Origin of the sequence: Pseudomonas fluorescens (assembly GCF_902497995.1) — a bacterium.
Lineage (GTDB): Bacteria > Pseudomonadota > Gammaproteobacteria > Pseudomonadales > Pseudomonadaceae > Aquipseudomonas > Aquipseudomonas fluorescens_BK.
This window is the reverse complement of sequence record NZ_CABVII010000040.1, coordinates 17,974-41,373: the sequence shown is the minus strand read 5'-3', so window position 1 is coordinate 41,373 and position 23,400 is coordinate 17,974. Positions and strand designations below refer to the sequence as shown.

The 23,400-nt window shown below is 60.4% G+C and carries 19 protein-coding genes, 1 tRNA gene, 1 rRNA gene and 1 pseudogene; 12 read left to right on the top strand and 10 right to left on the bottom strand.

What is annotated here, in order from left to right:
* From rrf to F8N80_RS29595, 4 genes are all read left to right on the top strand, one after another.
* A 5S ribosomal RNA gene (gene rrf / locus F8N80_RS29610) occupies positions 1–103 on the top strand; the annotation flags it as partial.
* 146 nt (positions 104–249) lie between these two features.
* Positions 250–909, top strand: a complete 660-nt coding sequence (locus F8N80_RS29605) for a paraquat-inducible protein A (RefSeq protein ID WP_150747851.1) — start codon at positions 250–252, stop codon at positions 907–909.
* Positions 896–1,519, top strand: a complete 624-nt coding sequence (locus F8N80_RS29600; protein WP_150747850.1) for a paraquat-inducible protein A — start codon at positions 896–898, stop codon at positions 1,517–1,519. The genes F8N80_RS29605 and F8N80_RS29600 overlap by 14 nt, the downstream gene beginning before the upstream one ends.
* A complete protein-coding gene (locus F8N80_RS29595; RefSeq protein WP_150785262.1) occupies positions 1,512–3,815 on the top strand; it encodes a PqiB family protein in 2,304 nt (767 codons plus the stop codon). The genes F8N80_RS29600 and F8N80_RS29595 overlap by 8 nt, the downstream gene beginning before the upstream one ends.
* Before the next feature lie 242 nt (positions 3,816–4,057).
* Here F8N80_RS29595 and mksF read toward each other — a convergent pair whose 3' ends face one another.
* From mksF to mksB, 3 genes are read right to left on the bottom strand one after another with little or no spacing between them, the layout of a single operon-like run.
* The gene (gene mksF / locus F8N80_RS29590; protein WP_150785261.1) at positions 4,058–6,898 is read right to left on the bottom strand and encodes an Mks condensin complex protein MksF; all 2,841 of its coding nucleotides are present in this window, start codon (positions 6,896–6,898) and stop codon (positions 4,058–4,060) included.
* Complete coding sequence (mksE, locus tag F8N80_RS29585; protein ID WP_150747847.1) at positions 6,895–7,596, bottom strand: Mks condensin complex protein MksE; 702 nt, start codon at positions 7,594–7,596, stop codon at positions 6,895–6,897. The genes mksF and mksE overlap by 4 nt, the downstream gene beginning before the upstream one ends.
* Positions 7,586–8,875 carry an Mks condensin complex protein MksB gene (gene mksB, locus F8N80_RS29580; protein WP_191633005.1) on the bottom strand — a complete coding sequence of 430 codons (1,290 nt, stop codon included), beginning with the start codon at positions 8,873–8,875 and terminating at the stop codon, positions 7,586–7,588. Before mksB ends, mksE begins: the two co-directional genes overlap by 11 nt.
* Positions 8,876–9,101: 226 nt before the next feature.
* Here mksB and F8N80_RS29575 point away from each other — a divergent pair, with 226 nt between their 5' ends.
* Both F8N80_RS29575 and rimI read left to right on the top strand, forming a co-directional pair.
* Positions 9,102–9,842, top strand: coding sequence for an energy transducer TonB (locus F8N80_RS29575; RefSeq protein ID WP_150785264.1), 741 nt, complete (start codon positions 9,102–9,104; stop codon positions 9,840–9,842).
* Positions 9,835–10,287: a ribosomal protein S18-alanine N-acetyltransferase gene (rimI, locus tag F8N80_RS29570; RefSeq protein WP_150747845.1), complete on the top strand. Its 453-nt coding sequence runs from the start codon at positions 9,835–9,837 to the stop codon at positions 10,285–10,287. The genes F8N80_RS29575 and rimI overlap by 8 nt, the downstream gene beginning before the upstream one ends.
* A 124-nt stretch (positions 10,288–10,411) precedes the next feature.
* Here rimI and F8N80_RS29565 read toward each other — a convergent pair whose 3' ends face one another.
* Positions 10,412–10,816, bottom strand: coding sequence for a serine kinase/phosphatase (locus F8N80_RS29565; protein ID WP_150747844.1), 405 nt, complete (start codon positions 10,814–10,816; stop codon positions 10,412–10,414).
* 168 nt (positions 10,817–10,984) lie between these two features.
* Here F8N80_RS29565 and can point away from each other — a divergent pair, with 168 nt between their 5' ends.
* Positions 10,985–11,629 carry a carbonate dehydratase gene (can, locus tag F8N80_RS29560; RefSeq protein WP_150747843.1) on the top strand — a complete coding sequence of 215 codons (645 nt, stop codon included), beginning with the start codon at positions 10,985–10,987 and terminating at the stop codon, positions 11,627–11,629.
* Between the two features lie 59 nt (positions 11,630–11,688).
* On the opposite strand, the gene F8N80_RS29555 is transcribed toward can, so the two are convergent.
* Both F8N80_RS29555 and F8N80_RS29550 read right to left on the bottom strand, forming a co-directional pair.
* Positions 11,689–12,867: a hypothetical protein gene (locus F8N80_RS29555; RefSeq protein WP_150785260.1), complete on the bottom strand. Its 1,179-nt coding sequence runs from the start codon at positions 12,865–12,867 to the stop codon at positions 11,689–11,691.
* A gap of 109 nt (positions 12,868–12,976) precedes the next feature.
* Positions 12,977–14,395, bottom strand: coding sequence for a short-chain fatty acid transporter (locus F8N80_RS29550; RefSeq protein ID WP_150747841.1), 1,419 nt, complete (start codon positions 14,393–14,395; stop codon positions 12,977–12,979).
* A gap of 201 nt (positions 14,396–14,596) precedes the next feature.
* Between F8N80_RS29550 and F8N80_RS29545 the strand changes: the two genes are divergently transcribed.
* Together F8N80_RS29545 and ddlA are read left to right on the top strand one after the other, a co-directional pair.
* Complete coding sequence (locus F8N80_RS29545) at positions 14,597–15,910, top strand: MFS transporter (RefSeq protein WP_150747840.1); 1,314 nt, start codon at positions 14,597–14,599, stop codon at positions 15,908–15,910.
* A 29-nt stretch (positions 15,911–15,939) separates the two neighbouring features.
* Complete coding sequence (ddlA, locus tag F8N80_RS29540; protein ID WP_150785259.1) at positions 15,940–17,034, top strand: D-alanine--D-alanine ligase; 1,095 nt, start codon at positions 15,940–15,942, stop codon at positions 17,032–17,034.
* Between the two features lie 70 nt (positions 17,035–17,104).
* Here ddlA and F8N80_RS29535 read toward each other — a convergent pair whose 3' ends face one another.
* The 3 genes and pseudogenes from F8N80_RS29535 to ggt all read right to left on the bottom strand — a co-directional run bounded on the left by F8N80_RS29535 (position 17,105) and on the right by ggt (position 19,890).
* Positions 17,105–17,476: a helix-turn-helix domain-containing protein gene (locus F8N80_RS29535; RefSeq protein ID WP_150747838.1), complete on the bottom strand. Its 372-nt coding sequence runs from the start codon at positions 17,474–17,476 to the stop codon at positions 17,105–17,107.
* A gap of 3 nt (positions 17,477–17,479) precedes the next feature.
* A pseudogene (locus tag F8N80_RS29530) lies at positions 17,480–17,781 on the bottom strand (type II toxin-antitoxin system HigB family toxin).
* A gap of 276 nt (positions 17,782–18,057) precedes the next feature.
* Positions 18,058–19,890 carry a gamma-glutamyltransferase gene (ggt, locus tag F8N80_RS29525; RefSeq protein WP_150785258.1) on the bottom strand — a complete coding sequence of 611 codons (1,833 nt, stop codon included), beginning with the start codon at positions 19,888–19,890 and terminating at the stop codon, positions 18,058–18,060.
* Positions 19,891–20,104: 214 nt separating this feature from the next.
* On the opposite strand from ggt, the gene F8N80_RS29520 reads away from it, so the two are divergent.
* Positions 20,105–21,043, top strand: a complete 939-nt coding sequence (locus F8N80_RS29520; RefSeq protein ID WP_150785257.1) for an antibiotic biosynthesis monooxygenase — start codon at positions 20,105–20,107, stop codon at positions 21,041–21,043.
* A 36-nt stretch (positions 21,044–21,079) separates the two neighbouring features.
* Positions 21,080–21,562 (top strand): nucleoside deaminase, encoded by a 483-nt coding sequence (locus F8N80_RS29515; protein ID WP_150747834.1) that lies wholly within the window; start codon positions 21,080–21,082, stop codon positions 21,560–21,562.
* A gap of 211 nt (positions 21,563–21,773) precedes the next feature.
* Here the strand turns inward: F8N80_RS29515 and F8N80_RS29510 are convergent.
* Positions 21,774–21,850: transfer RNA gene (locus tag F8N80_RS29510), tRNA-Met, on the bottom strand.
* A gap of 320 nt (positions 21,851–22,170) precedes the next feature.
* Here F8N80_RS29510 and F8N80_RS29505 point away from each other — a divergent pair.
* On the top strand, positions 22,171–23,388 hold the full coding sequence (locus F8N80_RS29505) for an MFS transporter (protein WP_150785256.1): 1,218 nt from the start codon (positions 22,171–22,173) through the stop codon (positions 23,386–23,388).
* Positions 23,389–23,400 lie beyond the last annotated feature (12 nt).

Genomic DNA, 23,400 nt, shown 5'->3' with positions numbered 1-23,400 from the left:
GAGCATTGGAACCACCTGATCCCATCCCGAACTCAGCAGTGAAACGATGCATCGCCGATGGTAGTGTGGGGTTTCCCCATGTGAGAGTAGGTCATCGTCAAGATTAAATTCCGAAACCCCTATCTGCGCATGCAGGTAGGGGTTTTGTTTTGCCTGGAATAAAGCGCGCTTCGGCCAATACAAATTTGCACAGTTATTTTCGATTCAGAACACTAGAATAGGTCCAACTTTTTCGGAGCCAGAGCCTTTATGCCAGATCCGGTTGACGCCCCCGGGCTGTCAGAATTACCACTGGACGACTTGGTGGCCTGTCATGAGTGCGATTTGCTGATGCGCAAGCCCGAGCTCGCCCATGGCGAGAAAGCCCTGTGTCCGCGCTGCGGTTATGAGCTCTATGCCCACCGGCACAACGTTGTGCAGCGCAGTCTGGCGTTGGTCATCGCCGCTCTGTTGTTGTTTGTCCCGGCGAACTTTTTACCCATCATGCAGCTCAATCTACTCGGGCAATCGTCGAACGATACGGTCTGGAGTGGCGTTGTCGGTCTTTTTGATTCCGGCATGCAGAGTGTTTCGGTGATTGTATTCCTGTGCAGCATGGGGATCCCCTTGCTCAAGCTGCTCTGCCAGTTGGCCGTATTGCTCAGTATTCGTTTTGATGTCGGACGCAGCTACGGCTTGTTGATCTACCGCATTTATCACCATCTGCGCGATTGGGGAATGCTTGAGGTCTACCTCATGGGCGTGCTGGTGGCGATCGTCAAGCTGGCAGATATGGCAGCCGTTACCGTCGGCCTTGGCCTGGCGTGCTTTATCGGAATGTTGTTGGTCCAGGTCTGGTTGGAGGTGGTGATGTCGCCCCATCAGATCTGGCAGGCTTTATCAGGAGAGGATGCCCATGCGGGCGATTGATGCGGGCATTCTGATTTGCGCCGAATGCCATGAATTGAACAAGCAGGAAGCTGACACCGACGAGCAGGCCTGCACCCGTTGTGGTGCGCTGGTTCACGCCCGCCGCCCGAACAGTGTGGTGCGCACCTGGGCGCTGCTGATTACCGCGGCGGTGCTCTACATCCCGGCCAACGTACTGCCGATCATGACCGTCAGCTCCCTGGGCAAGGGTGACCCCAGTACCATCATGTCCGGTGTGATCCAACTGGTTCAGCACGGGATGATTCCCATTGCGGCGGTGGTGTTTATCGCCAGTATTCTGGTACCGACGTTCAAGTTGGTGGGCATCGCGCTGCTGTTGTTTTCGGTGCAGCGCCGCCAGCCGCTCTCGGCCCGTCAACGGATCTGGATGTACCGCTTTATCGAGTTCATCGGCCGCTGGTCAATGCTGGACATCTTCGTGATCGCCATCCTGGTGGCGGTTGTGAATTTCGGACGGCTTGCCAGCATCGAAGCCAATCTTGGCGCCATCGCTTTCGCCAGTGTGGTGATTCTGACGATGCTTGCCGCCGTTACTTTCGATCCCCGACTGATTTGGGATAACACGGAGTCGGATGACGACCATGACTGATTTGCCTACAGCGAAAACCCGACCGGCCTCGAACTGGTCCGCTATCTGGGTGTTGCCCCTGATCGCCTTGATCATCGGCGGCTGGCTTGGCTGGCGTGCCTACAACGAGACCGGCATCGAGATACAGGTGCGTTTCGAAAGTGGTGAAGGCATCCAGGCCAACAAGACCGAGGTCGTCTACAAAGGCATGTCCGTCGGTAAGGTAAAAACCCTCAAACTCGACGACGAAGGCGCCTCCAAGGGCGTCATCGCCACCGTCGAGATGAACAAGGACGTCGAGCAATACCTCAGGACCAGCACGCGCTTCTGGCTGGTCAAGCCGAGCGTGACCCTGGCCGGTATCACCGGCCTGGAAACCCTGGTGTCGGGCAACTACGTCGCGATCAGCCCGGGTGAAGGCGAACCGGCCCGCAAGTTCAAGGCGCTGGCCGAAGAACCGCCGCTGTCCGACGCGCAGCCCGGTCTGCACCTGACCATCAAGGCTGATCGTCTCGGCTCGCTGAACCGCGGCAGCCCGGTGTTCTACAAGCAGATCAGGGTCGGGCAGGTCAAAAGCTACCTGCTGTCCGAAGATCAAGGCACCGTTGAACTCAAAGTCTTTATCGAACCCACCTACGCCAAGCTGGTGCGCAAACACACGCGTTTCTGGAATGCCAGCGGCATCAGCATCGACGCTAACCTGTCGGGCGTGAAAGTGCGCAGCGAGTCCCTTGCCAGCATCGTCGCCGGTGGCATCGCGTTCGCCACGCCGGAGAATCGCAAGGACAGCCCGGCCACCGATCCGAGCCTGCCGTTCCGTCTTTACGAAGACTTCGATGCCGCTGCTGCCGGTATTCGGGTCAAGGTCAAACTCAGTGACTTCGAGGGCCTGCAGGCCGGTCGCACGCCCGTGATGTACAAAGGCATTCAGGTCGGCACGCTGAAAGCACTGAAGATCGATCCTGACCTGACCGCCGCCAGTGCCGAGTTGACCCTGGATCCCCTGGCCGAGGATTACCTGGTCGATGGCACTCAGTTCTGGGTGGTCAAACCGTCGATCTCCCTCGCCGGTATTACCGGCCTGGAAGCATTGGTAAAAGGTAACTACATCGCCGTGCGCCCCGGCGACAAGGGCGCCGCACCGCAACGCGAATTCGTGGCTCGGCCCAAGGCGCCGCCGCTCGACTTGCGTTCCCCGGGGCTGCACCTGGTGCTGTTCACCGAAAACCTGGGTTCGCTGGACGTCGGCAGCCCGGTTCTCTACAAACAGGTCAAGGTCGGTTCGGTCCAGAGCTATCAGTTCTCGCGGACCAAAAAACAGTTGGTGATCGGCGTCCACATCGAGAAGGAATACGAAGGCCTGGTCAACGCTTCGACCCGGTTCTGGAATGCCAGCGGCATTACGCTCACGGGTGGACTGACCGGCGGCATCCAGGTCAAGAGTGAATCGCTGCAAAGCCTGATGGCTGGCGGCATCGCCTTCGAAACGCCGCTGGCAACCGCGCCATTGCAGAAGCGGATTCCGCGATTCCGTCTGCATGCCAACCATGAAGAAGCCAATCAGAAAGGCACGGTGGTCACGATCAAGGTGGAACGCGCCGATGGCTTGCGCAGCGGCACGCCGATTCGTTTCAAAGGTCTGGATGTCGGCAAGATTGAAGACGTCGACCTCAGCGACGACCTGCAATCGGTGCTGCTGACGGCACGCATTACTGAAGTGCCGGAACGCATTGCCCGGGCTGGCAGTCAGTTCTGGGTGGTCAAGCCTGAACTGGGCCTCATCAAGACGTCCAATCTTGAAACCCTGGTCACCGGGCAGTACATCGAAGTGCAGCCGGCGGCGAAAAACCTGGGGCCGCAAAAGAATTTCGTGGCCCTGGCCAATCCGCCGGAGACCGCCCAACAGGAAGCCGGCTTGAGCCTGGTCTTGAGCGCTGCTCGCCGTGGTTCGCTGAAAACCGGCGTGCCGGTGACGTATCGTGAAATCACCGTGGGCAAGGTGACAGGGTATGAGCTGGGCCAGACCGCCGATCGAGTGTTGGTGCGCATTCTGATCGAGCCGAAATATGCGCCGTTGGTGCGCAGCGGTACGCGTTTCTGGAACGCCAGTGGCTTCGGTTTCGACTACGGCTTGTTCAAGGGCGCGACGATGCGAACCGAATCGCTGGAGACGCTGATTCAGGGCGGTATCGCCTTTGCCACGCCGGACGGTGAGCGCATGGGCAGCCCGGCGCGACCCGAGCAGACGTTCCCGTTGTTCGACCAGTTTGAAGAGGAATGGCTGACCTGGGCGCCGAAGATCGCGATCGGCCCGTAGGAGCCAGGCTTGCCGGCGAAGGCGTACTCAAGATCGCCTTCGCCCGTAGGAGCCAGGCTTGCCGGCGAAGGCGTATTCAAGATCGCCTTCGCCCGTAGGAGCCAGGCTTGCCGGCGAAGGTGTATTCAAGATCGCTTTCGCCGGCAAGCCTGGCTCCTACAGGTGTGCTTGCTGGCCATCAACAAAAAAAGGCCGCGATCCATTTGATCGCGGCCTTTTTATTGCCAAACATCTAATGCAGATCAGACCACATCCAGCTCCGGCTCATCGGCTTCGACAACGACCGCAGGCTTCACCTCATCATGCCGGCGAATGTACTTCCAGTCCTCCTCGTCGATGTAGATCCCGTTCGGCCCGCTGCCACCTTCCAGGTCGATGGCAACACTGGCGCAGACCTGCGGCTTCACGCTGGCCAAAATCGGCACGAAGCCCAGTTGCAGGCTGGTTTCCAGCAGCGCTGCCTGGTTTTTCTCATCGATGTCCGCCGCCTCGTCAAGGTAGTACGGCAGGCGCACGCGACCGGCCTGGTCGCGGTCCATCAAGTGCAGCAACAAGTACATGTTGGTCAGTGCCTTGATGGTCATGGTGGTGCCATTGGACGCCGCGCCATCGATGTCGGTGTGAATCACCGGCGATCCGTTGACCTTGGTGATCTCGAATGCCAGTTCGAACAAGTCCTTGAGGCCGAGCTGGTTGTGGTTCGCCGCCACCAGCCGCGCCAGGTATTCCTTGGCCTCTTCGTTCTTGTTGTCCTGATCGGCGCTCTGGTTCAGGTCGAACACGGAAAGGGTTTCGCCTTCTTCGTACTGGCCGGCGCTGTGGATAATCTGGTCGATGTGCTTGAGCGCTTCCTTGTTCGGCGCGAGCACGATGCGAAAGCTCTGCAGGTTGGAAACCTGACGCTTGTTGATCTCGCGGTTGAACAGCGCCAGTTGGTGTTCGAGGCTGTCGTAATCGCTGCGGATATTGCGCAGGGTTCGGGCGATGTCGGTAACGGCCGCACGGCGGGCCTTGCCAAGGGTCAGTGCTTCGTCGGTACGGTGCGCGTAGGCGTTGATCAGCAATCGCAGGCGACGTTCCATGTCGTCTTCGCTGTCGAACTTGGCCACGCCCTTGAGTCGGACCTGGGCGTACAGCGCATCGATCTGACCGTCGCTGCGCAGCAGGCCCTGCCAGCTGTCCTGATAGTCGTTGAGCAGCGGCAGCAGGTTGTCCATGGAATCGTCGACCGGGTCCATGAATGGCGTGCCGAACGGCAGGTCGGCCGGTAACAGCTGACGCCGGCGCAAGGCGTCGTCGAGGGTGCGTTGTTTGGCTTCCATGTCGCCGATCTGCCGGCCAACCAATTGCAGCTTGGCCGACAGTTGCTGGACGCGTTCGGTGAAGGCATCGCTGGAACGCTTCAACTCGTCCTGCGCCGCTTCCATCTGCGCGAGTTGTTCCAGCTTGTCGCCTTCTTCGGCGCTCAAGGTTTGCGCGCGACGGAAATCTTCCAGGGCTTTCTGTGCATCGAGCACTTGCCGGTACAGGGCTTCGGTCTGGGTCTTGCTCGCGGCACGGTCGGTGGCCACCGCGGCCTGGGTTTTAAGCTGCTTGAGCTCTTTTTCCAGACGCTCTTTCTGATCGCGCAACGCGGCGCGGTCAGCCAGGGCTTGCAGGGCAGGAGGTTCGATAGACGACAGATCAATGGACAGGCCCGGTACTTCGAAGCGCTCGCCCTTGAAGCCGTCGAGGATCAGCGCCATGGATTTGACCCACGCACCGTCCTCATCCAGCGTGATGCCATGCTCGCCCAGCGGCAGGCTGAACAATGCACTGTTGAACAGACGCATCAGACGTTCGACATCCTGTTGCGAGAACTCTTCGCGCAGACGGGCGTAACTGTTGTTGTCGGCATGATCGAGTTGCTGCGTGACCGACTTCAGGCGTTTTTCCAGATCCCGCAGACGCTCTTCGAGGTCTTCGGCGCTGAACTGTCGCGACTGCGCCAGAGCGCCGGCGAGTTCATCGTGCGCGTCCTTGGCCGCGAGCAGTTGCTGCTCAAGGACTTTGACGTCATCGACCAGGGCGAAGCGATGCTTGAGTACCGACAATTCGCCGAGCCAGCGCTGGATGCCAGCGATTTCCCGCTCCAGGCGCATCAGCTCCTGAGTGCCGCCGCGCTGATCGTTTTGCAGGGCATCCTGTTCGTTGCGGTAGTGCTCGGCCTGGATCGTCAGCTCTTCCTTGCGCGCACCGGCGTAGTCCGACCAGGTGCCGAGCAGGGAATCGAGCAATGGCGAGATCCGGTGCAGTTTGCCGCGCAGGAAGTCCCGGTGTTTCACGCCGTTGGCCAAGGCCTCGACCAAAGGGCCGGCGGCGACCAGCGAGTTGTAGTCCTGCTCCATGCGTCGTACATCGCGGAAGGCCTCTTCGCACGCGGCAATGTAATCGACGCTGCCGGAACGCAGGCTATGTTCGAAGGCATCGAGGAACAGCTGCTTGAGCTTGGCCGCGGTGATTTCGCGCATGTGCAGCAGGTTGATGAACAGGGCGCGGAAGGTCTTCAGGCTTTGCTCGCTGGTGGAGCGCAGCGGGATCAACGTCAGGTCCAGCGGGATCGAAGTGTGACCGCCGACCAGCAAGCGACGCAGTTCATCCGGTTTCAGTTCGTAGGCTTTCAGGCCTTCGCGCTCGAGGTTGCTGAACAACTCTTTCTGGCGCAGGCAGGTATCGTTTTTCTGGTAGTGGGCCAGGTCCAGCTTGCCGGCGTAGGCAAAGAACTGGTGACCGAAACCGCCACCCGGGCCGCGACCGACCACGCCGATCACATGCGGGCCGTGGGGCAACGAGACTTCGACCAGGATGTAACTGGTGTCCGAGGCGAAGTAGAAACGCCGCGATTGTTCCAGGCTGTACTTGCCAAAACTCATGTCCGACATGCGCGCCAGGATCGGAAACTGCAAAGCGTTGATCGAGGCGGATTTACCGAGGTTGTTTGCGCCATACACCGACAGCGGCTCTTCCAGAGGGAACAGACCGAGGCTGTAACCGGCGGTATTCAAAAGGGCAAAGCGGCAAATGCCGTAGCGTTCCTTGCTCATGCGTCGGTCTCCTGTTCTTCGGCGATGGCGCGGGCCAGGGCGTCTTCTTCGCTCTCTTCCTCAAACGCTCCGAGATCCAGCGGGTCATCGGTTTCCAGCAGCTTTTCGTCACTGTCATCATCGATCAGTACCGGCACCGGCAATGGCAGGACGCTGTGCAGGCTGGCCGCGAGGTCGCGGTCCTGCTGGACGGAGAGGCAGACATCGAGAAAACGGTGCATCGGCGGTAGAAAGCGATACACGCCGTTTTCTTCGCCAGCGAAACCAAGCTGCGTCATGCGACGCATGATTTTTTCTTCGAGCTCTTCGACCGTCTGCACTTCGGCCTGGATGAACAGGTCGCAGTACTTTTCCAGCAGCGACGGCAGTTCGTCGCGACCGAGGCTGCCACCGTCGAGCACGGCAATCGGGTCGCGGCCCTGGTCCGCCAGGTGCTCGACCAGGATGAAGGTGAACAGCGCCAGGCGTTGCGCGGTCTTGTTCACCGCCGCAGCGGCGAGGTCCGGCACGAAATAATAGAAACCACGGGTGTCGCAGACCAGTTCAAAACCCAAGGCCTTGAACAGCGTGCGGTACTGATCCTGGAAGTTCGACAACTGCGCGTACAGCTCGGGATCGCGGCGGCTGACGTGGTAGCCCTTGAACAGCTCGCGAAAGATTGGTGCCAGCTGAGACAGTTCGGATAGATCAAGTTGCATGGGAAGTACTTGCATAGAGGGTGCTCGCAGAATCCTCGGTGGCGTCGCGGGCCGAGAGCAGGGCGAAGGAGCGCAGGCTGACCTGGTGCTCGTGAGTGTGGTAATCGCGGCGTTCCAGACGCTCGCGTTTGAAGCGTTTCTCCCGCGACAGGCGCGAGAACCAGTAGAGCAATTCGTCGGTGGCGCCGTCCGGTTCCTGCTCCAGCAGCCAGGTCATCAGGTCCGGCATCGGCAGGGCGTCTTCGCAGCGTTCGAGCATCTCCCGAACCGTGCGCGGCGCGCGCGTGGCTTCGTCTTTCTGGGTTTTGTGGGTCTTGGGGAAGCGCGCCGGCTTCGGCTCGAAACGGGCCAGGGCATACACGTAGGCTTCGACCTGACTGGCGCTGCCGAGGAAAGTGCTTTGCGGGCGGGTGAACATCGGCATCGCCGCCTGTGGCACCGCGTCGATGCCTTTGCGCCGGATGGCCGCCAGGGCCAGCGCCGCGCCACGGGTCACGGCATTGTGCCGGCGCGCTTCTTCACGCAGCGGCAGCAACAGTTCGCGGGCATGGCGCAGGGTCAGCTGGGCGCTGGTCTGCATTTCGAGGATGCGCGCGTGGGTGCGCAACAGCATGTCGTCGTCGACCAGGTGCCCAAGACGCTGCTGTTCGGTGAGCATCTTCAGCAGCACGTTCTCGACCTTGCGCACACCTTGTTCGAAGGCGCCGTCGGCGTTTACCAGCTGGATCATCGGCTCGACATATTCATCCCAGGTCGCCAGCACTTCAGCGTAACGCTGGCGTAGCGGAATCTGCCGATCACTGGTCTTGGCGCGTTCGGCGACGGCCACCAGGGCCTGTTCGTCGTTGGCGAGCTTCTTCAATACGTCCCGCACGCGCATGTCGAGCAGGCGCAACTGGCGCGCGAGGTCGTGGCCGTCGCGGATGTCGAAGGCGTCCTGGATGTACCCGGCCAGACGCTCGAGATGGCGCAGATAGGCTTCGATTTCCAGGCACAGGCCCAAGCGGTGTTCACGGCGCAGATAAGCGAGGAAATCGTGAATCTGCGCGTTGAGCTCGAAACGGTTCGGGCTTTTCGCCACCGGAACCAGAATGTCGAGGCGAATCCACACGTCCAGCAGGCTGGTGATGTCCTGCGGCGTACTGTCGAGTTGCTGGGCGGCCAACTGTGAGCGCAGTTCGTTGAGGCTCAGGGTGCCTTGGTCGAAGTGCTCGCACAGTGGCTCCAGAAGTGCCCAGTGTTCAGCGAGGGCGCGCAAGACGCGCTTGGGTTCGATCATCGGGATGCCCGGCTGTTTGACGATTAAAAGCCGCGATTGTACTGCATCGGGGCCGATGCAAATCATTCTCGGGATGGGCTGTCGCTTTTTTTCATAGGTGGAAAGACTATCGATCAACAGCGCGGGCGATCTTCAGCGAAGGGCGGTAGAATCCCTGCACTTTTAGTTATCCACAAGTGGCCGACCTTTGCTTATCGAGTCCCGTCGCCGCGCTTATTTGGCCGCCATGCAGGTCGTCAACTGGCTGCCGCGCACCGAATTGCCCTTTGCTGCGCCTTCGCGGCCCGAGCTCCTGGAAACGCCAGAGCCCTTGGTCGTCGCCCCGGTTGCGCCGGTTCCTGTGGCTGAACCACCCGTGGCACCGAGGGTCAAACCTGCCGAACGGGTAAAGATCGAGGTGCCCCGGCCATCGTTGGCCAGCACGCGCACCAACGCCAAGGTCGAAGAAGAGGCCGCCCCGGTCGCGATCAGGGCGCCGATCGTGCCGCCGCCACGTTTCGCCCTGCAATTGCTGCGGGCCGGTCGCTGCCTGTTGCTGGTGGAGTTACCCACAGGCGAAACATTCCAGGCACGGGATCCTGCCTATCTGCTGCTCAAGGACATGCTGCGCGCCGCCGGTCTGCCGGACAGCCCGCAAATCGTCGGCGAGCCGGTGCGCTGGCCGCTGCTGGCCCGCGGCACCATGGATCAGGGCCCGGATGCCGCCCGTGATTTCGTGCAAGGTTTTCTCTCGGCCCGGCTGGAAGACGCCCCGTGCGTCTGCCTGTGGCTGATCGGCCTGCCAGCGATACGTTTTGCCGGTGAAGCGAATGCCGAGGCATTCAACCGTGAACTCCAGGTCGAAGGCCTGGGCTCGGTCTGGGCCCTGCCGGGCCTGGAATTATTAATGGAAGAGCCACAGCGTAAGGCTGATGTCTGGCAAGCCATGCGTCGGCTGATGGCGCGCTGGAAAGAACCCAATGAGTGACGCTGTATCGTTCCGCCCGATGACCGAGGCGGACCTGGACGCTGTACTGAAAATCGAATTCGCGGCCTATAGCCATCCCTGGACTCGCGGGATTTTTCTCGATGGCCTGGGCAAGTATCAGATCTGGCTGATGTTCGAAGGGCAGCAGCAGGTCGGTCATGGTGTGGTGCAGATCATTCTCGATGAAGCGCATCTTCTGAACATCACCGTCAAGCCGGAGAATCAGGGCCGTGGCCTGGGTCTGACGCTGCTGGAGCATCTGATGTCGATTGCCTGCAAGGCCGAGGCGCGGGAGTGTTTTCTGGAAGTGCGCGACAGTAACCGGTCGGCATTTCGGTTGTATGAGCGGTATGGGTTTAACGAGATTGGTCGTCGCCGGGATTATTACCCGGCAGTGGGCGGGCGCGAAGATGCGGTGGTCATGGCCTGCACCCTGGTCGATTGAGCTTTGAAAGCTTCGCGGGCAAGCCCGCTCCCACAGGTGTTGTGTCGTCCACCGAAATTGTGATCGACGCTAAACCTGTGGGAGCGGGCTTGCCCGCGAAGGCGTCCTGTCAGGCGCCAGAGAATCAAGTTTTACCATCCATCGGATCCCGCCGCGCCATCTCCTCTTCATCCAGCCCGTTGCCCCCACCAATATCGTCTTCATCGACAATGCTCAAATCCCAATCCGCCTGGCCACCTTCACCGGCTTCACGAGCATCCCGCGCACCGTCTTCGCGGATCAATGTTTCAGGGCTCATGTCGTCGTCGGTGGATTCATGGTCATCGGTCGAGCCCCCGGTCATCCCGGCTTCCCGCACGCGTTGCCGGGGCATCAGTCGCGCGCGCTCCGCTTCCGGCAACTTGTCACCGATTTTGGCGCTCGGTTCTTCCTCATCGAAATCCAGCTCACGCATCGAACCCATGCGGTCTTCGTTGTCGTCAATGGGCTCGGGTTGCGCCGCATCGAACGGACGTCGTGTATCAGTCATGGTAATTCCTCATACTGTGGGCCTTACTACAGTGGACCCACTGGGCTCCTCAGAATTCCGCCGGGCTGGAACACCGGTAATATGCATCATCGGCAATCTGCATCTCGCGCGTGACCTCGACGGACGGTTGTCTGTCAAATCAGCGCATCATTCACGAGGCTTCATTGCATGAACGAATTACAAGATCTGATTGATAACAACGAACGCTGGGCCGAAGCGATCAAGCAGGAAGATCCGGACTTCTTCTCCAAGCTGGCTCGCCAACAAACACCGGAATACCTGTGGATCGGCTGCTCCGATGCACGGGTGCCGGCCAACGAAATCGTCGGCATGCTGCCGGGCGATCTTTTCGTACACCGCAACGTGGCCAACGTGGTGCTGCACACTGACCTCAATTGCCTGTCAGTGATCCAGTACGCGGTCGACGTGCTCAAGGTCAAACACATCCTCGTCACCGGCCACTATGGCTGTGGCGGCGTGCGCGCCTCGATGCAGGATCGGCAGTTGGGCCTGATCGACGGCTGGCTGCGTTCCATTCGCGACCTGTACTATGAAAAACGCGAAGAGCTCGCCAAATTGCCCACCGAAGAGGAGCGGGTCGATCGTCTCTGCGAACTCAACGTGATCCAGCAAGTGGCGAACGTCGGGCATACCAGCATTGTGCAAAACGCCTGGCACCGCGGGCAGAAACTGTCGATCCACGGCTGCATCTATGGCATCAAGGACGGTCGCTGGAAAAGCCTGAACGCCACCATCAGCGGTTTCGAGCAGTTGCCGCCGCAGTACCGTCTGCGTCCGGTCGAGGCGTTGTAAAGGTTAAAAGCGCGCTTTTCCGCGTCAGCCATGGCTCACGCGGGAAAGCCGGCCATCATTTACAGATTCGGCGCAGGGGACGTGCTCACAGACGCAGGGACCTTGAGCTGTGTGAGCTGGGACTTGATCGGGGTCGTCGCGCATTTGGCCACGGCTTGTTCAGGCGTCAGGTTGCGGATCGAGGTGTAGAACAGCTCGCAGGTTTTTTCTTTGCGGGTCACTTGCCAGGTCTGGGTGCAGCTTTTCAACTGAACATTCGGGTCGCTGCCCGGTTTGCTGCCCATCCCGGCCTGCCAGCAGGCGGCGCTCAAATCCTGGCCCATGACTTTCAGGCCCATGGCGTCCGCCTGGGCCTGGGCATCGTCGCCGGTGTAGCTGTCCGGATTGGCGGCGTACCAGATGTAACTCGGGTGGTTGGAACCCAGCACCGGCACCTTGACCCCTTCGCTGGGGCTGATGGTCGCCAGCCCCAGAACGTTTACGGTCGGGCCATACTGCTGCTTGATCCAGTTACGCACCGGCGCACCAAAGGCGACCATTGGCAATGTCGCGCCACTGGTGTTCTGGCTCACGTCTTTGACCATGGTGGTCTGGTAGTCCTTGAAGTAGTCGTAGACGCCTTCCAGGTCCTTGCCGGCGCTGGACGGCGCGGCAATCGGAGCGATGTCGATGATGGTCTGGTAACCCGGCGTCTGCTCGGCGGGGATGCCGTTGTCGGTGAGCAGCGTGGCCCAGCGATCGGTGGTGGCAGACCGGAGGTAATCCTGAGCCTGGGTCAGCGAATAGTCCGGCGGAAAGTGCAGCAATTCGACGCTCTTGCGGTTTTCCAGGGCCATGCCCAATGGCAGGAACAGATTCCAGCTAAAGGCCCACTTGCCGTCGGCATTCAACTTGCTGGCACCGGTGTAGGCCAGATCGCCAGCGTCGAGCAGCGCCGCCAACGGTTTCTCATAGCCGTCGGGCACCCCGCTGATTTCGGCGTAGAGCTGATCGTTATCGGTTTTGACCCGCACTGTCGCCGTGCTGTAACCATCGCGCTTGACGCTTTGGCTCAGGTAATGCTCGACGGTTTGCTCCAGCGTCCAGTTGCGAAAACAGATGACGTTGCAGTTGTTGGGGTAAGCGAACAGGCGGGTGACGCGTTCGGTGCTGCCCAGCTTCAGGTCGACATCGGCATGGGCGGCGGCGCTTAGGGTAAGGGCGAGGGTAGCGAGGGTGAGTCCTGCGAGTTTGAACATGCTCAGATCCTTTTCAGCGTGTGGGCCCATGGCTTCGGGCGCCCCACATACTGAAACAGACTGGACTGAACAAAAAGTGGGCCGATGGAAATATCGGCCCTTTTTTGCGTCAAGGCATCACGGGCGGCGTGTACGTCAGCGTCGTCCCCAGCGCCCACAGCAGTACCAGCACCAGCGGCGTGTGCACCAGCAGCTGCACGAACGAGAATCCGATCAAGTCCCGTGCCTTCAACCCCAGTACGCCCAGCAGTGGCAGCATGTAGAACGGATTGATCAGGTTGGGCAGGGCCTCGGCGGCGTTGTAGATCTGCACAGCCCAGCCCAGGTGGTAGTTCAGGTCGTTGGCCACTTGCATCACGTAGGGCGCTTCGATGATCCACTTGCCGCCGCCGGACGGGATGAAGAAACCGAGGATCGCCGAGTACACCCCCATCAACAGCGCATAGGTGTCGTGGGAAGCGATGCTGACGAAAAATGTCGAGATGTGGTGGGCCAGGGTCTGGGCGTCCGTACCTTTGACGGTGGTCATCAGCGCGGCGATCGAGCCATACAAGGGGAACTGGATCAGTACGCCGGTGGTGGTCGGCACCGCGCGGGCCACGGCATCGAGGAAGCTGCGCGGGCGCCAGTGCAGCAGGGCCCCGAGCATGATGAACAGGAAGTTGTAGGTGTTCAGCCCGGAAATCGCACTGATCGCCGGTTTGGTCGAGAACTCGTGGAACAGCCAGCCGGCCGCCAGCAGCACCAGCAAAATCGTCAGCAACGGGCTGTGCTCCAGCCATTCGCCGGGGCGGGTGCGCGGTTGCAGCGGCGGCAGGTTGAAACTAGGGTCGATGCCGCAGGCTTGGGCATCACGGGCGGAGTTCGGGCCGGGTGCGGTGGCATAGGCAATGATCAGCGAGATCACGATCAGCGCCAGCAACATCACGCCGGACTGCCAGAGAAAGATGGTTTGGGTGAACGGAATCACCCCGGTGATCGACAGAATCGACGGCGGCAGGCTGCCCGGGTTGGCCTGCAATTGCGCCGCGGACGACGACAGGCCCAGGGCCCACACTGCGCCCAGCCCCAGATAGGCGGCGGCACCGGCGGCGCGGTAATCCATTTTCAGATCGGTACGGCGGGCGAGGGCACGCACCAGCAAACCGCCAAACACCAGCGACAGGCCCCAGTTCAGCAACGACGCGACCATGGAGATCAGCGCGACCCAGGCCACGGCAGAGCGGCCGTTTTTCGGGATGCGCGCCAGGCGGTCGATCAGTTTCACCGCCGGTGGCGAGCTGGCGACCACGTAACCGCCGATCACCACGAAGGCCATCTGCATGGTGAACGGGATCAGGCTCCAGAAACCGTCACCGAAGGCCATGGCGGCATCGGTGGGTTTGGCGCCCATGGCCATGGTGGCCACGGCGACGATGATCACCGCCAGTGCGGCAAACACCCAGGAGTCGGGGAACCAGCGCTCGGCAAAGCTTGAGCAGCGCAGGGCAAAACGGGCAGAGCGGCTATCTTCGATATCTGCGGCCACGGGAGTACCTCGGATTTTTATGTTTTTTGAGGTCTTCAGGGCCGCACAGGCCCGTCTGAACAGCTGCCAACAGTAATTCAATCGACCTTTTTTTGTGACGAACTTTTACCCGTATTGGACTTTGGTCTAACGGGTTGTCCGCTGGCGCATTTGCGTAGACCATAAGCGCCTTGGTTTTTTACCTGTGCCAGAGTTCTGTTCATGACTGCCAACACCGATTCGCGCCCGGCGCCGTTCACTCGCTCCGACTACAGGACCCTGGGCCTTGCAGCCCTGGGTGGCGCGCTGGAAATCTACGACTTCATCATTTTCGTGTTTTTCGCGCTGACCCTCAGCCAACTGTTCTTTCCGCCGGAAATGCCCGAATGGCTGCGCTTGTTGCAAAGCTTCGGGATTTTCGCCACCGGTTATCTGGCGCGGCCCTTGGGCGGGATACTGATGGCGCATTTCGCCGACCGGCTGGGACGCAAGAAAGTCTTCAGCCTGAGCATCCTGATGATGGCGCTACCGTGCCTGCTGATCGGCATCATGCCGACCTACGCGCAAATCGGTTATTTCGCACCGCTGCTGCTGTTGGCCCTGCGAATCCTGCAGGGGGCCGCAGTCGGCGGGGAAGTGCCGAGCGCCTGGGTGTTCGTCGCCGAGCACGCACCCGTGGGCCATCGAGGTTATGCCCTCGGTTTCCTGCAGGCGGGCCTGACGTTTGGCTATCTGATCGGCGCCCTGACGGCGACTTTTCTCGCCCAGGCGTTCACCCCGGCGGAAATCCTTGATTACGCCTGGCGTTATCCGTTCCTGCTGGGCGGCGTGTTTGGTGTGATTGGCGTCTGGCTGCGTCGCTGGCTCAGCGAGACCCCGGTGTTCATGGCCATGCAGGCCCAGCGCGATGCCGCGGTCGAACTGCCGCTGCGCACGGTCTTGCGTGAACATCGCCTGGCCATGCTGCCGGCGATGCTCCTCACGTGCGTGCTGACCTCGGCGGTGGTGGTGTTCGTGGTCATCACCCCGACCATGATGCAGAAATCCTTTGGCATGACGGCCAGCCATACCTTCGCCCTGAGTGCGCTGGGCATCGTTTTCCTTAACATCGGCTGTGTACTCGCCGGGCTGCTCGTTGACCGCTTCGGCGCCTGGCGCACTGTGATGCTCTATAGCCTGCTGCTGCCGTTGGGCATCGGCGTGCTCTATACCTGCCTGATCGGCGGTGGCAGCTGGATCGGTCTGGCATACGCCGTGGCCGGCCTCTGTTGCGGGGTGGTGGGCGCGGTGCCGTCGGTGATGGTCAGCCTGTTTCCGGCGCGGATTCGAGTCTCGGGCATCTCCTTCACTTACAACATTGCCTACGCCGCCTGGGCGAGTATCACACCGCTGCTGTTGATCGGTCTGATGCCATGGAGTCCGTGGATCTGTGTGATTTTCAGCGTGGTGATGGGCGCGGTCGGCGTGAGCAGCGCGGCGTATTTCGGCGCGCGGATGCCGCGAGTCGCCAGTTGTCCGGCCGCGAGCGTTGTGTAATCGGATGGCCAATCGCTAAGGAGTCTGGAATGAGCAAGCTGCGGGTGGGGATTATTTTCGGAGGCCGTTCGGCCGAGCACGAAGTGTCGCTGCAGTCGGCGAAAAATATTGTCGATGCGTTGGATCGTTCGCGTTTCGAACCGGTGCTGATCGGTATCGACAAGCAAGGCCACTGGCACCTTAACGATCCGTCGAACTTCCTGCTCAACCAGGAAAATCCTGCCCTGATCGCTCTTAACCAATCCAATCGGGAACTGGCTGTCGTGCCGGGCAAGGCCAGCCAGCAATTGGTCGAAACCTCCAGTCAGGAACTGCTGGGCCATGTCGACGTGATCTTCCCGATCGTCCACGGCACCCTGGGTGAAGACGGTTGCCTGCAGGGATTGCTGCGCATGGCCGATCTGCCGTTCGTCGGCTCCGATGTGCTCGGTTCGGCGGTCTGCATGGACAAGGACATCAGCAAGCGCCTGCTGCGTGATGCCGGCCTGGCGGTCACGCCGTTCGTGACCCTGACCCGCGCCACGGCGGCGCGCACCGGGTTCGCCGACGTTCAGGGCAAGCTTGGTCTGCCATTGTTTGTAAAGCCGGCGAACCAGGGCTCTTCCGTGGGTGTGAGCAAGGTGAGCGATGAAGCCGAGTACGTGGCGGCGATCGAACTGGCGTTGGCTTTCGATGAAAAAGTCCTGGTCGAGTCTGCCGTCAGCGGCCGCGAGATCGAATGCGCGGTACTTGGCAACGAGGACGCCATCGCCAGCGGTTGTGGCGAGATCGTGGTGCGCAGCGGGTTCTATTCCTACGACAGTAAATATATCGACGATCAGGCGGCTGAAGTGGTGGTCCCCGCCAAGATCAGCACCGAGGCCAGTGAACGCATTCGCGCCCTGGCCGTCGAGGCGTTTCAGGTGTTGGGCTGTTCCGGGCTGGCGCGGGTCGATGTGTTCCTGACTGACAGTGGTGAAGTGCTGATCAACGAGATCAACTCGCTCCCCGGCTTCACCCGCATCAGCATGTACCCCAAGCTGTGGCAGGCCACCGGGATGACTTACAGCGAGCTGGTCAGCCGGTTGATCGAGCTGGCGCTGGAGAAGCACAAGGCGCGACAGGCGCTGAAGATCTCGCGTTAGGCTGTATGTGGCGCTGAATGGGTCAAGTGATCCCAACAGGCATCAGGATGATCGTCCGGCTGTCGCGTGATCAGGCCTGCTTCACAGGCTTGATCAAGCTTTGTGCTGGTATACCGAAAAGGTCATGCAGTTTCCAGATCATCGGGAGCGTCAAGGCGCGCTTGCCATTAAGCACTTCGTAGACCCGGTTTGTCCGGCCAATGGCAGGTGCCAGATCAGCTGCAGACAAGCCGGATTGTTCCATACGAAATTTGATTGCATCGATCGGGTTAGGCAATTCGACTGGAAACTGCTTCGCTTCATACGCCTCGATGAGCGTGATCATGATGTCGAAGTAGTCACCCTCGGGAGTGCCCGGCTCAGGCTCATTGTCGAAGAGCGCAGACACGTCCTTGAGAGCTGCACGGTAATCCTCAGCGGTGTGAATCGGACGAATATCCATGGGTTACTCCATCTCGACGGTATCAGCGTCGATTGCGTCGTACTGCTTGTGAGTGCCGACAAATTTTATGTATACGGCGCCGAAGCGATAGGCCACAGCGACTACTAATCGAAAGTCATTGCCCTTGATGTTGAACACGACTCTGCGACTTTTAAGAATACTGGCGGTGGCAAAGTGCGCTTTTATGTCCGCCGGCGTTTCCACTCTGCATTTCTTGCCTCGTCAATCCAGGCCAGGAGGGATGGTTCCGAGTCAGGGCATCTCTTCCAAAAACTTTTCAGGTGACTGATGGCGATGATTCTCATGGCATGATCCTAGTCCCATGCTGGGACTGATGCAAGTCTGTGGAGGCGCATCCGATGTGCGGGAGAGCGAGTTTGATTTCTGTAGTCAAACGCTTCCGACAGCTGAGTCGATAAGCCTGGGCTAAATGCAAAATCGGGAAAAATTAATCTTCAACTCTACTCAGGATGCAGCCACTTGCGGGTAGGAAAAGGCTGCGCGAGCTGACCGATCAGGATTGGTTATCCATAAAAAAGGGCCTACCTCCCGGTAAGCCCTTTCGCGTTCCAGCGTACGACTCAATCCCCCAACGCTTCCCCCTCACGTCGCGGATCAGCCCCGCCTGCCAGCGCGGCTTTTCCCTGCGCATCCTTGACCCGAACAATCGCCTGGGTCCCGCTGGTCATGTCGATCTCGGTCACGCTGTGCCCTTTGTCCTTCAATGTCTGGATCAGCCCGGCGCTGAACTGTCCGCGTTCCAGTTCCGTCGGGCCATTGCGGCTGCCGAAGTTGGGCAGGGCGATGGCGGATTGCGGGTCGAGGTTCCAATCGAGTAGGCCGATGGTGGATTTGGCGACGTATTCGATGATCTGCGAGCCGCCGGGGGAGCCGAGGGTGGCGAGGAATTCGCCGCTCTGGCGTTCGAAAATCAAGGTCGGTGCCATGGATGAGCGTGGGCGCTTGCCGGGCTCGACGCGGTTGGCGACCTTCTGCCCGTTCTCTTCAGGGATGAACGAGAAGTCGGTCATCTGGTTGTTGAGCAGGAAGCCCTGGACCATCAGGTGCGAACCGAAGGCGGATTCGACGGTAGTGGTCATCGACACCGCACCGCCCAGGTCATCGACCGCCACCACTTGCGAGGTGGAGATGCGCAGCGGCGAACGGTCCGGCGCGTAAGCGACCTGAATGCCCGGCGGCGTGCCGGGCTCGGCCATGCCCATGCTGCGATCACCGATCAGGGCGGCACGGCTGGCCAGATAGGTCGGGTCTACCAGGCCCTTGACGGGGACGGGCACGAAGTCTGTGTCGGCGAGGTACAGCGCGCGGTCGGCGTAGGCCAGGCGCTCGGCTTCGGCGATCAGGTGCACGGCTTCAGGGGCCGGCTCAAGGCCCGCAGGCTTGTCAGTCTTGAGTGGCATCAGTGACGCCAGGGCAAAGCGCGGGTCGCGGGTTTCCAGGGCCTGCAAGGTGCCAAGGATCTGCGCCACGGCGATCCCGCCCGACGAAGGTGGTGGCATGCCGCAGACTTGCCAGCGTTTGTAGTCGGTGCACAGCGGCGCGCGTTCCTTGGCGCTGTAGCCTTGAAGATCGTTCAGCGACAGGCTGCCGGGGTTGGCGTGACCCTGAACCCTGGCGACGATCTCCTGGGCGACGGGACCTTTGTATAGCGCATCGGGTCCTTCCCGGGCGATGCGTTTCAATACGGCGGCCAGTGCCGGGTTTTTCAGTTGCGAGCCTGCGGCTTTCGGGCTGCCATCGGTATTCAGGAAATACGCCGCCATGTCTGGCGAGCGTCTGATAGTCGAGTCCGAGGCGATCAATCGATGCAGGCGCGGCGAGATTGCGAAGCCTTGCTCGGCGAGTTCGATCGCCGGCTCGAACAACTGTGCCCATGGCAGGCGGCCGTGTTTCTGATGAGCCAGTTCAAGTGCTCGCAACACGCCCGGCGTGCCCACGGAACGGCCACCGATCTGCGCTTGGGTGAACGGCATCGGTTTGCCGTCGGCCTGCAGGAAGAGTGTCTCGGTGGCGCCGGCCGGTGCGGTTTCGCGGCCGTCGTAAGTGCGCACGGTCTTGCCGTCCCAGAGCACGATCAACGCACCACCGCCGATGCCCGAGGATTGCGGCTCGACCAGCGTCAGCACCGCTTGCATCGCAATGGCCGCATCGATCGCCGAGCCGCCCCGGCGCAGCATCTCGCGCCCGGCTTCGGCCGCCAGAGGATTAGCCGCTGCCGCCATGTGTTTCGAGGCGTGCCGGGTGTGCAGGTCGGTGCGATAGCCCGAAGTAGCTTCCGGCGCGGTCGGTAAAGTCGAAGCGGGCGGAGCATTGCACGCTGCAAGGATCAAGGCAGTGGCAATCAGCGACAGCGCTGACAGGCGATAGCGGCTCAAGTCAAAGGCTGGGAACACGCGGGGCACTCCATCCGTGGGAAAAGATTCGAGGACTTTATCGGCCGACAGCGAGTGACGCAAACCACTTCTCGCCCCGCAACCACCGCGCCTTCATCTGAAACCCACCCGCATAATTCCCTAAAGCTCTTAGCGCCCCCGCCACCACGAACTATCGTCTCCACATTGCCACAATGGCCCCACGTGCCGCCATCAACCCCGGAGATCGGCTGCCATGAACGATCTACCCCCTCCATCGGCCACCGTGATCACCACGAACATCACGCTACGCCCAGGCATGGAGGCGTCGTTCGCGGCCTGGCAATCGAAGTTCACAAGAGCAGCCTCCCAGGCCCTGGGCTTTTTATATCTCGATATCGCACCCGCCTTTTCCGGTTCGGCCGACTGGCAGATCATCCAGCGGTTCCGTTCCCCCGATGCGCTTGATCGCTGGCGGACCTCGGCGGTACGCCGGCAGATGTTCGCCGAAATGGCGTCTATGCGGCATCCCGACGAAGCAAATTCCGACAACGAGACGACGCACTCGCTCGACCCGCTGTCCTGCGTCACGGAGGTGATCACCACCGTCGTGGAACCGGGCAAGGAGTCGGTCTTTCAAGCGTGGGCGGAGGATATTCAGGCAAGTCAGGCGCAGTTTCCGGGTTACATGGGCACGCTGTTCCAAGCGCCTCTCTCGGCGGAGGTGCCTTACTGGACCACGCTGGTGCGATTCTCCACCCCGCTTCAGCTCGACGCCTGGCTCAGTTCTCCCCTTCGCAAACAGTTGCTCGAACGGGTGAACCCGGAAGTCGCGACCTGGAAAAGTCATCGCATGGCCAGTCCTTTCGCCGGCTGGTTTCCTGCCTCCGAGACCCCGCCGCCTGCCTGGAAGCAGACTGCGCTGGTACTGCTGATGCTGTTTCCGGTGGTGATGCTGGAGATCAAGTTCCTTAGCCCGCACCTCGCGGGGCTGCATATGGCAATTGCGACCTTTATCGGCAACGCCATCAGCGTGTCGTTAATGTCCTGGCCGCTGATGAAGATCGCGGTACGCGGCATGGGCTGGTGGCTGCGATGTACGCCGGCGCGGCGTTGGCAACGCGAAGTGCTCGGCGCTTGCACGATGCTGGCGCTGTATGGAATCGAACTGGCGATCTTCATGCTGTTGTTTTGATGCGTGATGTGCGCCCAATCCCCTGAGAGGCTTGTGATGACAGACGACGATAAGAAATTCATGACCCGGGCCATTGAGCTATCGGAGAAGACCTCGCTGATCGAAAGCGCCGGCGGCGTGTTCGGCACGGTCATCGTGCAGGACGGCAAGATTATTGGCGAAGGTGCGAACCGAGTGGTCGCCGAAAATGATCCGACCTGGCACGGCGAGATCGAAGCCATACGCAATGCCTGCAAGGCCACGGGCAGCTTCAAGCTGCAAGGCGCGACGCTGTATACCAGCGCAGAGCCCTGCCCGATGTGCATGGCCGCCGCCTACTGGGCCGGCATCTCGCGCATCTTCTACGCGTCGACCAATGGGGACGCCCTGGAATACGGTGATTTCGACGACAGCATGATTTACGGCGAAATGAAAAAGCCGATGGCCGAGCGCTCCATCCCCAGCCAGCAGATCATGCGCACGGAAGCCGTTGATGTGTGGAAACGGTACAAGAACAAGGATGATCGTGTGCCGTACTGATACGGCGAGTGTCCTTCAGATCTCTCGATATCCCGGCACTTCATTTCCTTGTATGCCTGCTTCAAATTTTCTTGAAGCAGGCATACACGAAGGCGAGGGCTGTCAGGGGACATGGAGTGACAAAACGAATGCCCCAGACACAAGAAAGCCCGCACTAGGCGGGCTTCTTGAGTTGTTTACAGACTCCAATGGAACTCTGTAAACAGGTACTTGGTGGCTACACAGGGACTTGAACCCCGGACCCCAGCATTATGAATGCTATGCTCTAACCAACTGAGCTATGTAGCCAAGTGGCGCGCATTATTCACCGCAAACGAAGATGCGTCAAGCGTAAATATAAAATATTTCTCTGCGCTTTCAACCGCTTATCCCTCTGGGCCGAAAAGTCGGGTCGGGGGAGGGCATCAATTGAGCTGAAATCTCCCGGTATTCGTGCTCGCGGCCTTGCTGTCCTGGCTCAGGATGCCCGCTGCTGGTTCACCGCCCGCGCGCCTTCGAGCAAGCTTACTGATGTCGTTAGCAGGCTAAGGGGATGGCGCTGCTGCACTGAAAAATGGCACATTGACGCACCTGCCTGTGTGCACCCATCCGCTGTACGGAAATTTCTCATGGCTCTCAGCAATGTCCAGACCGGCGCTCAGCCGGCATCCGCGACTTCACAAAGCAGCCCTTTGGTCATGCGCATCATTGGCGCCGTGGCCCTGGCGCATTTGATCAACGACCTGATCCAGTCGGTGCTGCCGTCGATTTATCCGATGCTCAAGGCCAACTACGGCCTGACGTTCACTCAGGTCGGCCTGATCACCTTGACCTTTCAGCTGACGGCCTCGCTGCTGCAGCCGTGGGTCGGTTACCACACCGATCGCCATCCCAAGCCCTGGCTGCTGCCAGCGGGGACGGTGTGCACGCTGATCGGCATTCTGATGATGTCCGTGGTCGGTACCTTCCCGTTGATCCTGCTGGCGGCCGGGCTGATCGGCATCGGCTCCTCGACCTTCCACCCGGAGGCGTCTCGCGTAGCGCGACTGGCTTCGGGCGGGCGTTTCGGCCTGGCGCAATCGACCTTTCAGGTCGGTGGCAATGCGGGATCGGCCTTCGGTCCATTGCTCGCTGCAGCGATCATCATTCCTTTCGGTCAGGGCCATGTGGCCTGGTTCGGTTTGTTCGCAGTGTTTGCGCTGTTCGTGCTCTACCGGATCAGCCGCTGGTACGCCAGCCACTTGAGTCTGTTCAAGCTCAAGCAAGGTCAGGCGGCGACGCACGGCTTGTCGAAAAACCGGGTGATCAGTGCCTTGGTGGTGCTGGGGTTACTGGTGTTCTCCAAGTATTTCTACATGTCCAGTTTGACCAGCTATTTCACGTTCTACCTGATCGAGAAGTTCGACCTCTCGGTGGCCAGTTCGCAGCTGCATTTGTTCCTGTTTCTGGGGGCGGTGGCGGCGGGGACCTTCTTCGGCGGGCCGATCGGCGACAGGATCGGGCGTAAGGCGGTGATCTGGTTCTCGATTCTTGGTGTGGCACCGTTCACCTTGATCCTGCCTCACGTCGACCTGTTCTGGACCAGCATTCTCAGCGTGGTGATCGGCTTCATCCTCGCTTCGGCGTTCTCGGCCATCGTGGTGTATGCCCAGGAGCTGGTGCCGGGTAATGTCGGGATGATTGCCGGGGTGTTCTTCGGGCTGATGTTTGGTTTTGGCGGGATTGGTGCGGCATTGCTGGGATATCTGGCGGATGTTCACGGTATCGAGTACGTGTACTTCCTGTGTTCGTTCCTGCCGTTGCTTGGCGTGATGGCTATTTTCCTGCCAAGAACCCCAAAAGCCTGACGACACGCGGTC

Coding starts and splice junctions, on each gene's coding strand:
- F8N80_RS29535 (WP_150747838.1), bottom strand. CDS start 17,476: ATGGATATTCGTCCGATTCACACCGCTGAGGATTACCGTGCAGCTCTC.
- mksB (WP_191633005.1), bottom strand. CDS start 8,875: ATGATCGAACCCAAGCGCGTCTTGCGCGCCCTCGCTGAACACTGGGCA.
- mksE (WP_150747847.1), bottom strand. CDS start 7,596: ATGCAACTTGATCTATCCGAACTGTCTCAGCTGGCACCAATCTTTCGC.
- F8N80_RS29605 (WP_150747851.1), top strand. CDS start 250: ATGCCAGATCCGGTTGACGCCCCCGGGCTGTCAGAATTACCACTGGAC.
- can (WP_150747843.1), top strand. CDS start 10,985: ATGAACGAATTACAAGATCTGATTGATAACAACGAACGCTGGGCCGAA.
- rimI (WP_150747845.1), top strand. CDS start 9,835: ATGAGTGACGCTGTATCGTTCCGCCCGATGACCGAGGCGGACCTGGAC.
- ddlA (WP_150785259.1), top strand. CDS start 15,940: ATGAGCAAGCTGCGGGTGGGGATTATTTTCGGAGGCCGTTCGGCCGAG.
- F8N80_RS29555 (WP_150785260.1), bottom strand. CDS start 12,867: ATGTTCAAACTCGCAGGACTCACCCTCGCTACCCTCGCCCTTACCCTA.
- F8N80_RS29600 (WP_150747850.1), top strand. CDS start 896: ATGCGGGCGATTGATGCGGGCATTCTGATTTGCGCCGAATGCCATGAA.
- F8N80_RS29565 (WP_150747844.1), bottom strand. CDS start 10,816: ATGACTGATACACGACGTCCGTTCGATGCGGCGCAACCCGAGCCCATT.
- F8N80_RS29595 (WP_150785262.1), top strand. CDS start 1,512: ATGACTGATTTGCCTACAGCGAAAACCCGACCGGCCTCGAACTGGTCC.
- F8N80_RS29515 (WP_150747834.1), top strand. CDS start 21,080: ATGACAGACGACGATAAGAAATTCATGACCCGGGCCATTGAGCTATCG.
- mksF (WP_150785261.1), bottom strand. CDS start 6,898: ATGAGCAAGGAACGCTACGGCATTTGCCGCTTTGCCCTTTTGAATACC.
- F8N80_RS29520 (WP_150785257.1), top strand. CDS start 20,105: ATGAACGATCTACCCCCTCCATCGGCCACCGTGATCACCACGAACATC.
- F8N80_RS29575 (WP_150785264.1), top strand. CDS start 9,102: ATGCAGGTCGTCAACTGGCTGCCGCGCACCGAATTGCCCTTTGCTGCG.
- F8N80_RS29545 (WP_150747840.1), top strand. CDS start 14,597: ATGACTGCCAACACCGATTCGCGCCCGGCGCCGTTCACTCGCTCCGAC.
- F8N80_RS29505 (WP_150785256.1), top strand. CDS start 22,171: ATGGCTCTCAGCAATGTCCAGACCGGCGCTCAGCCGGCATCCGCGACT.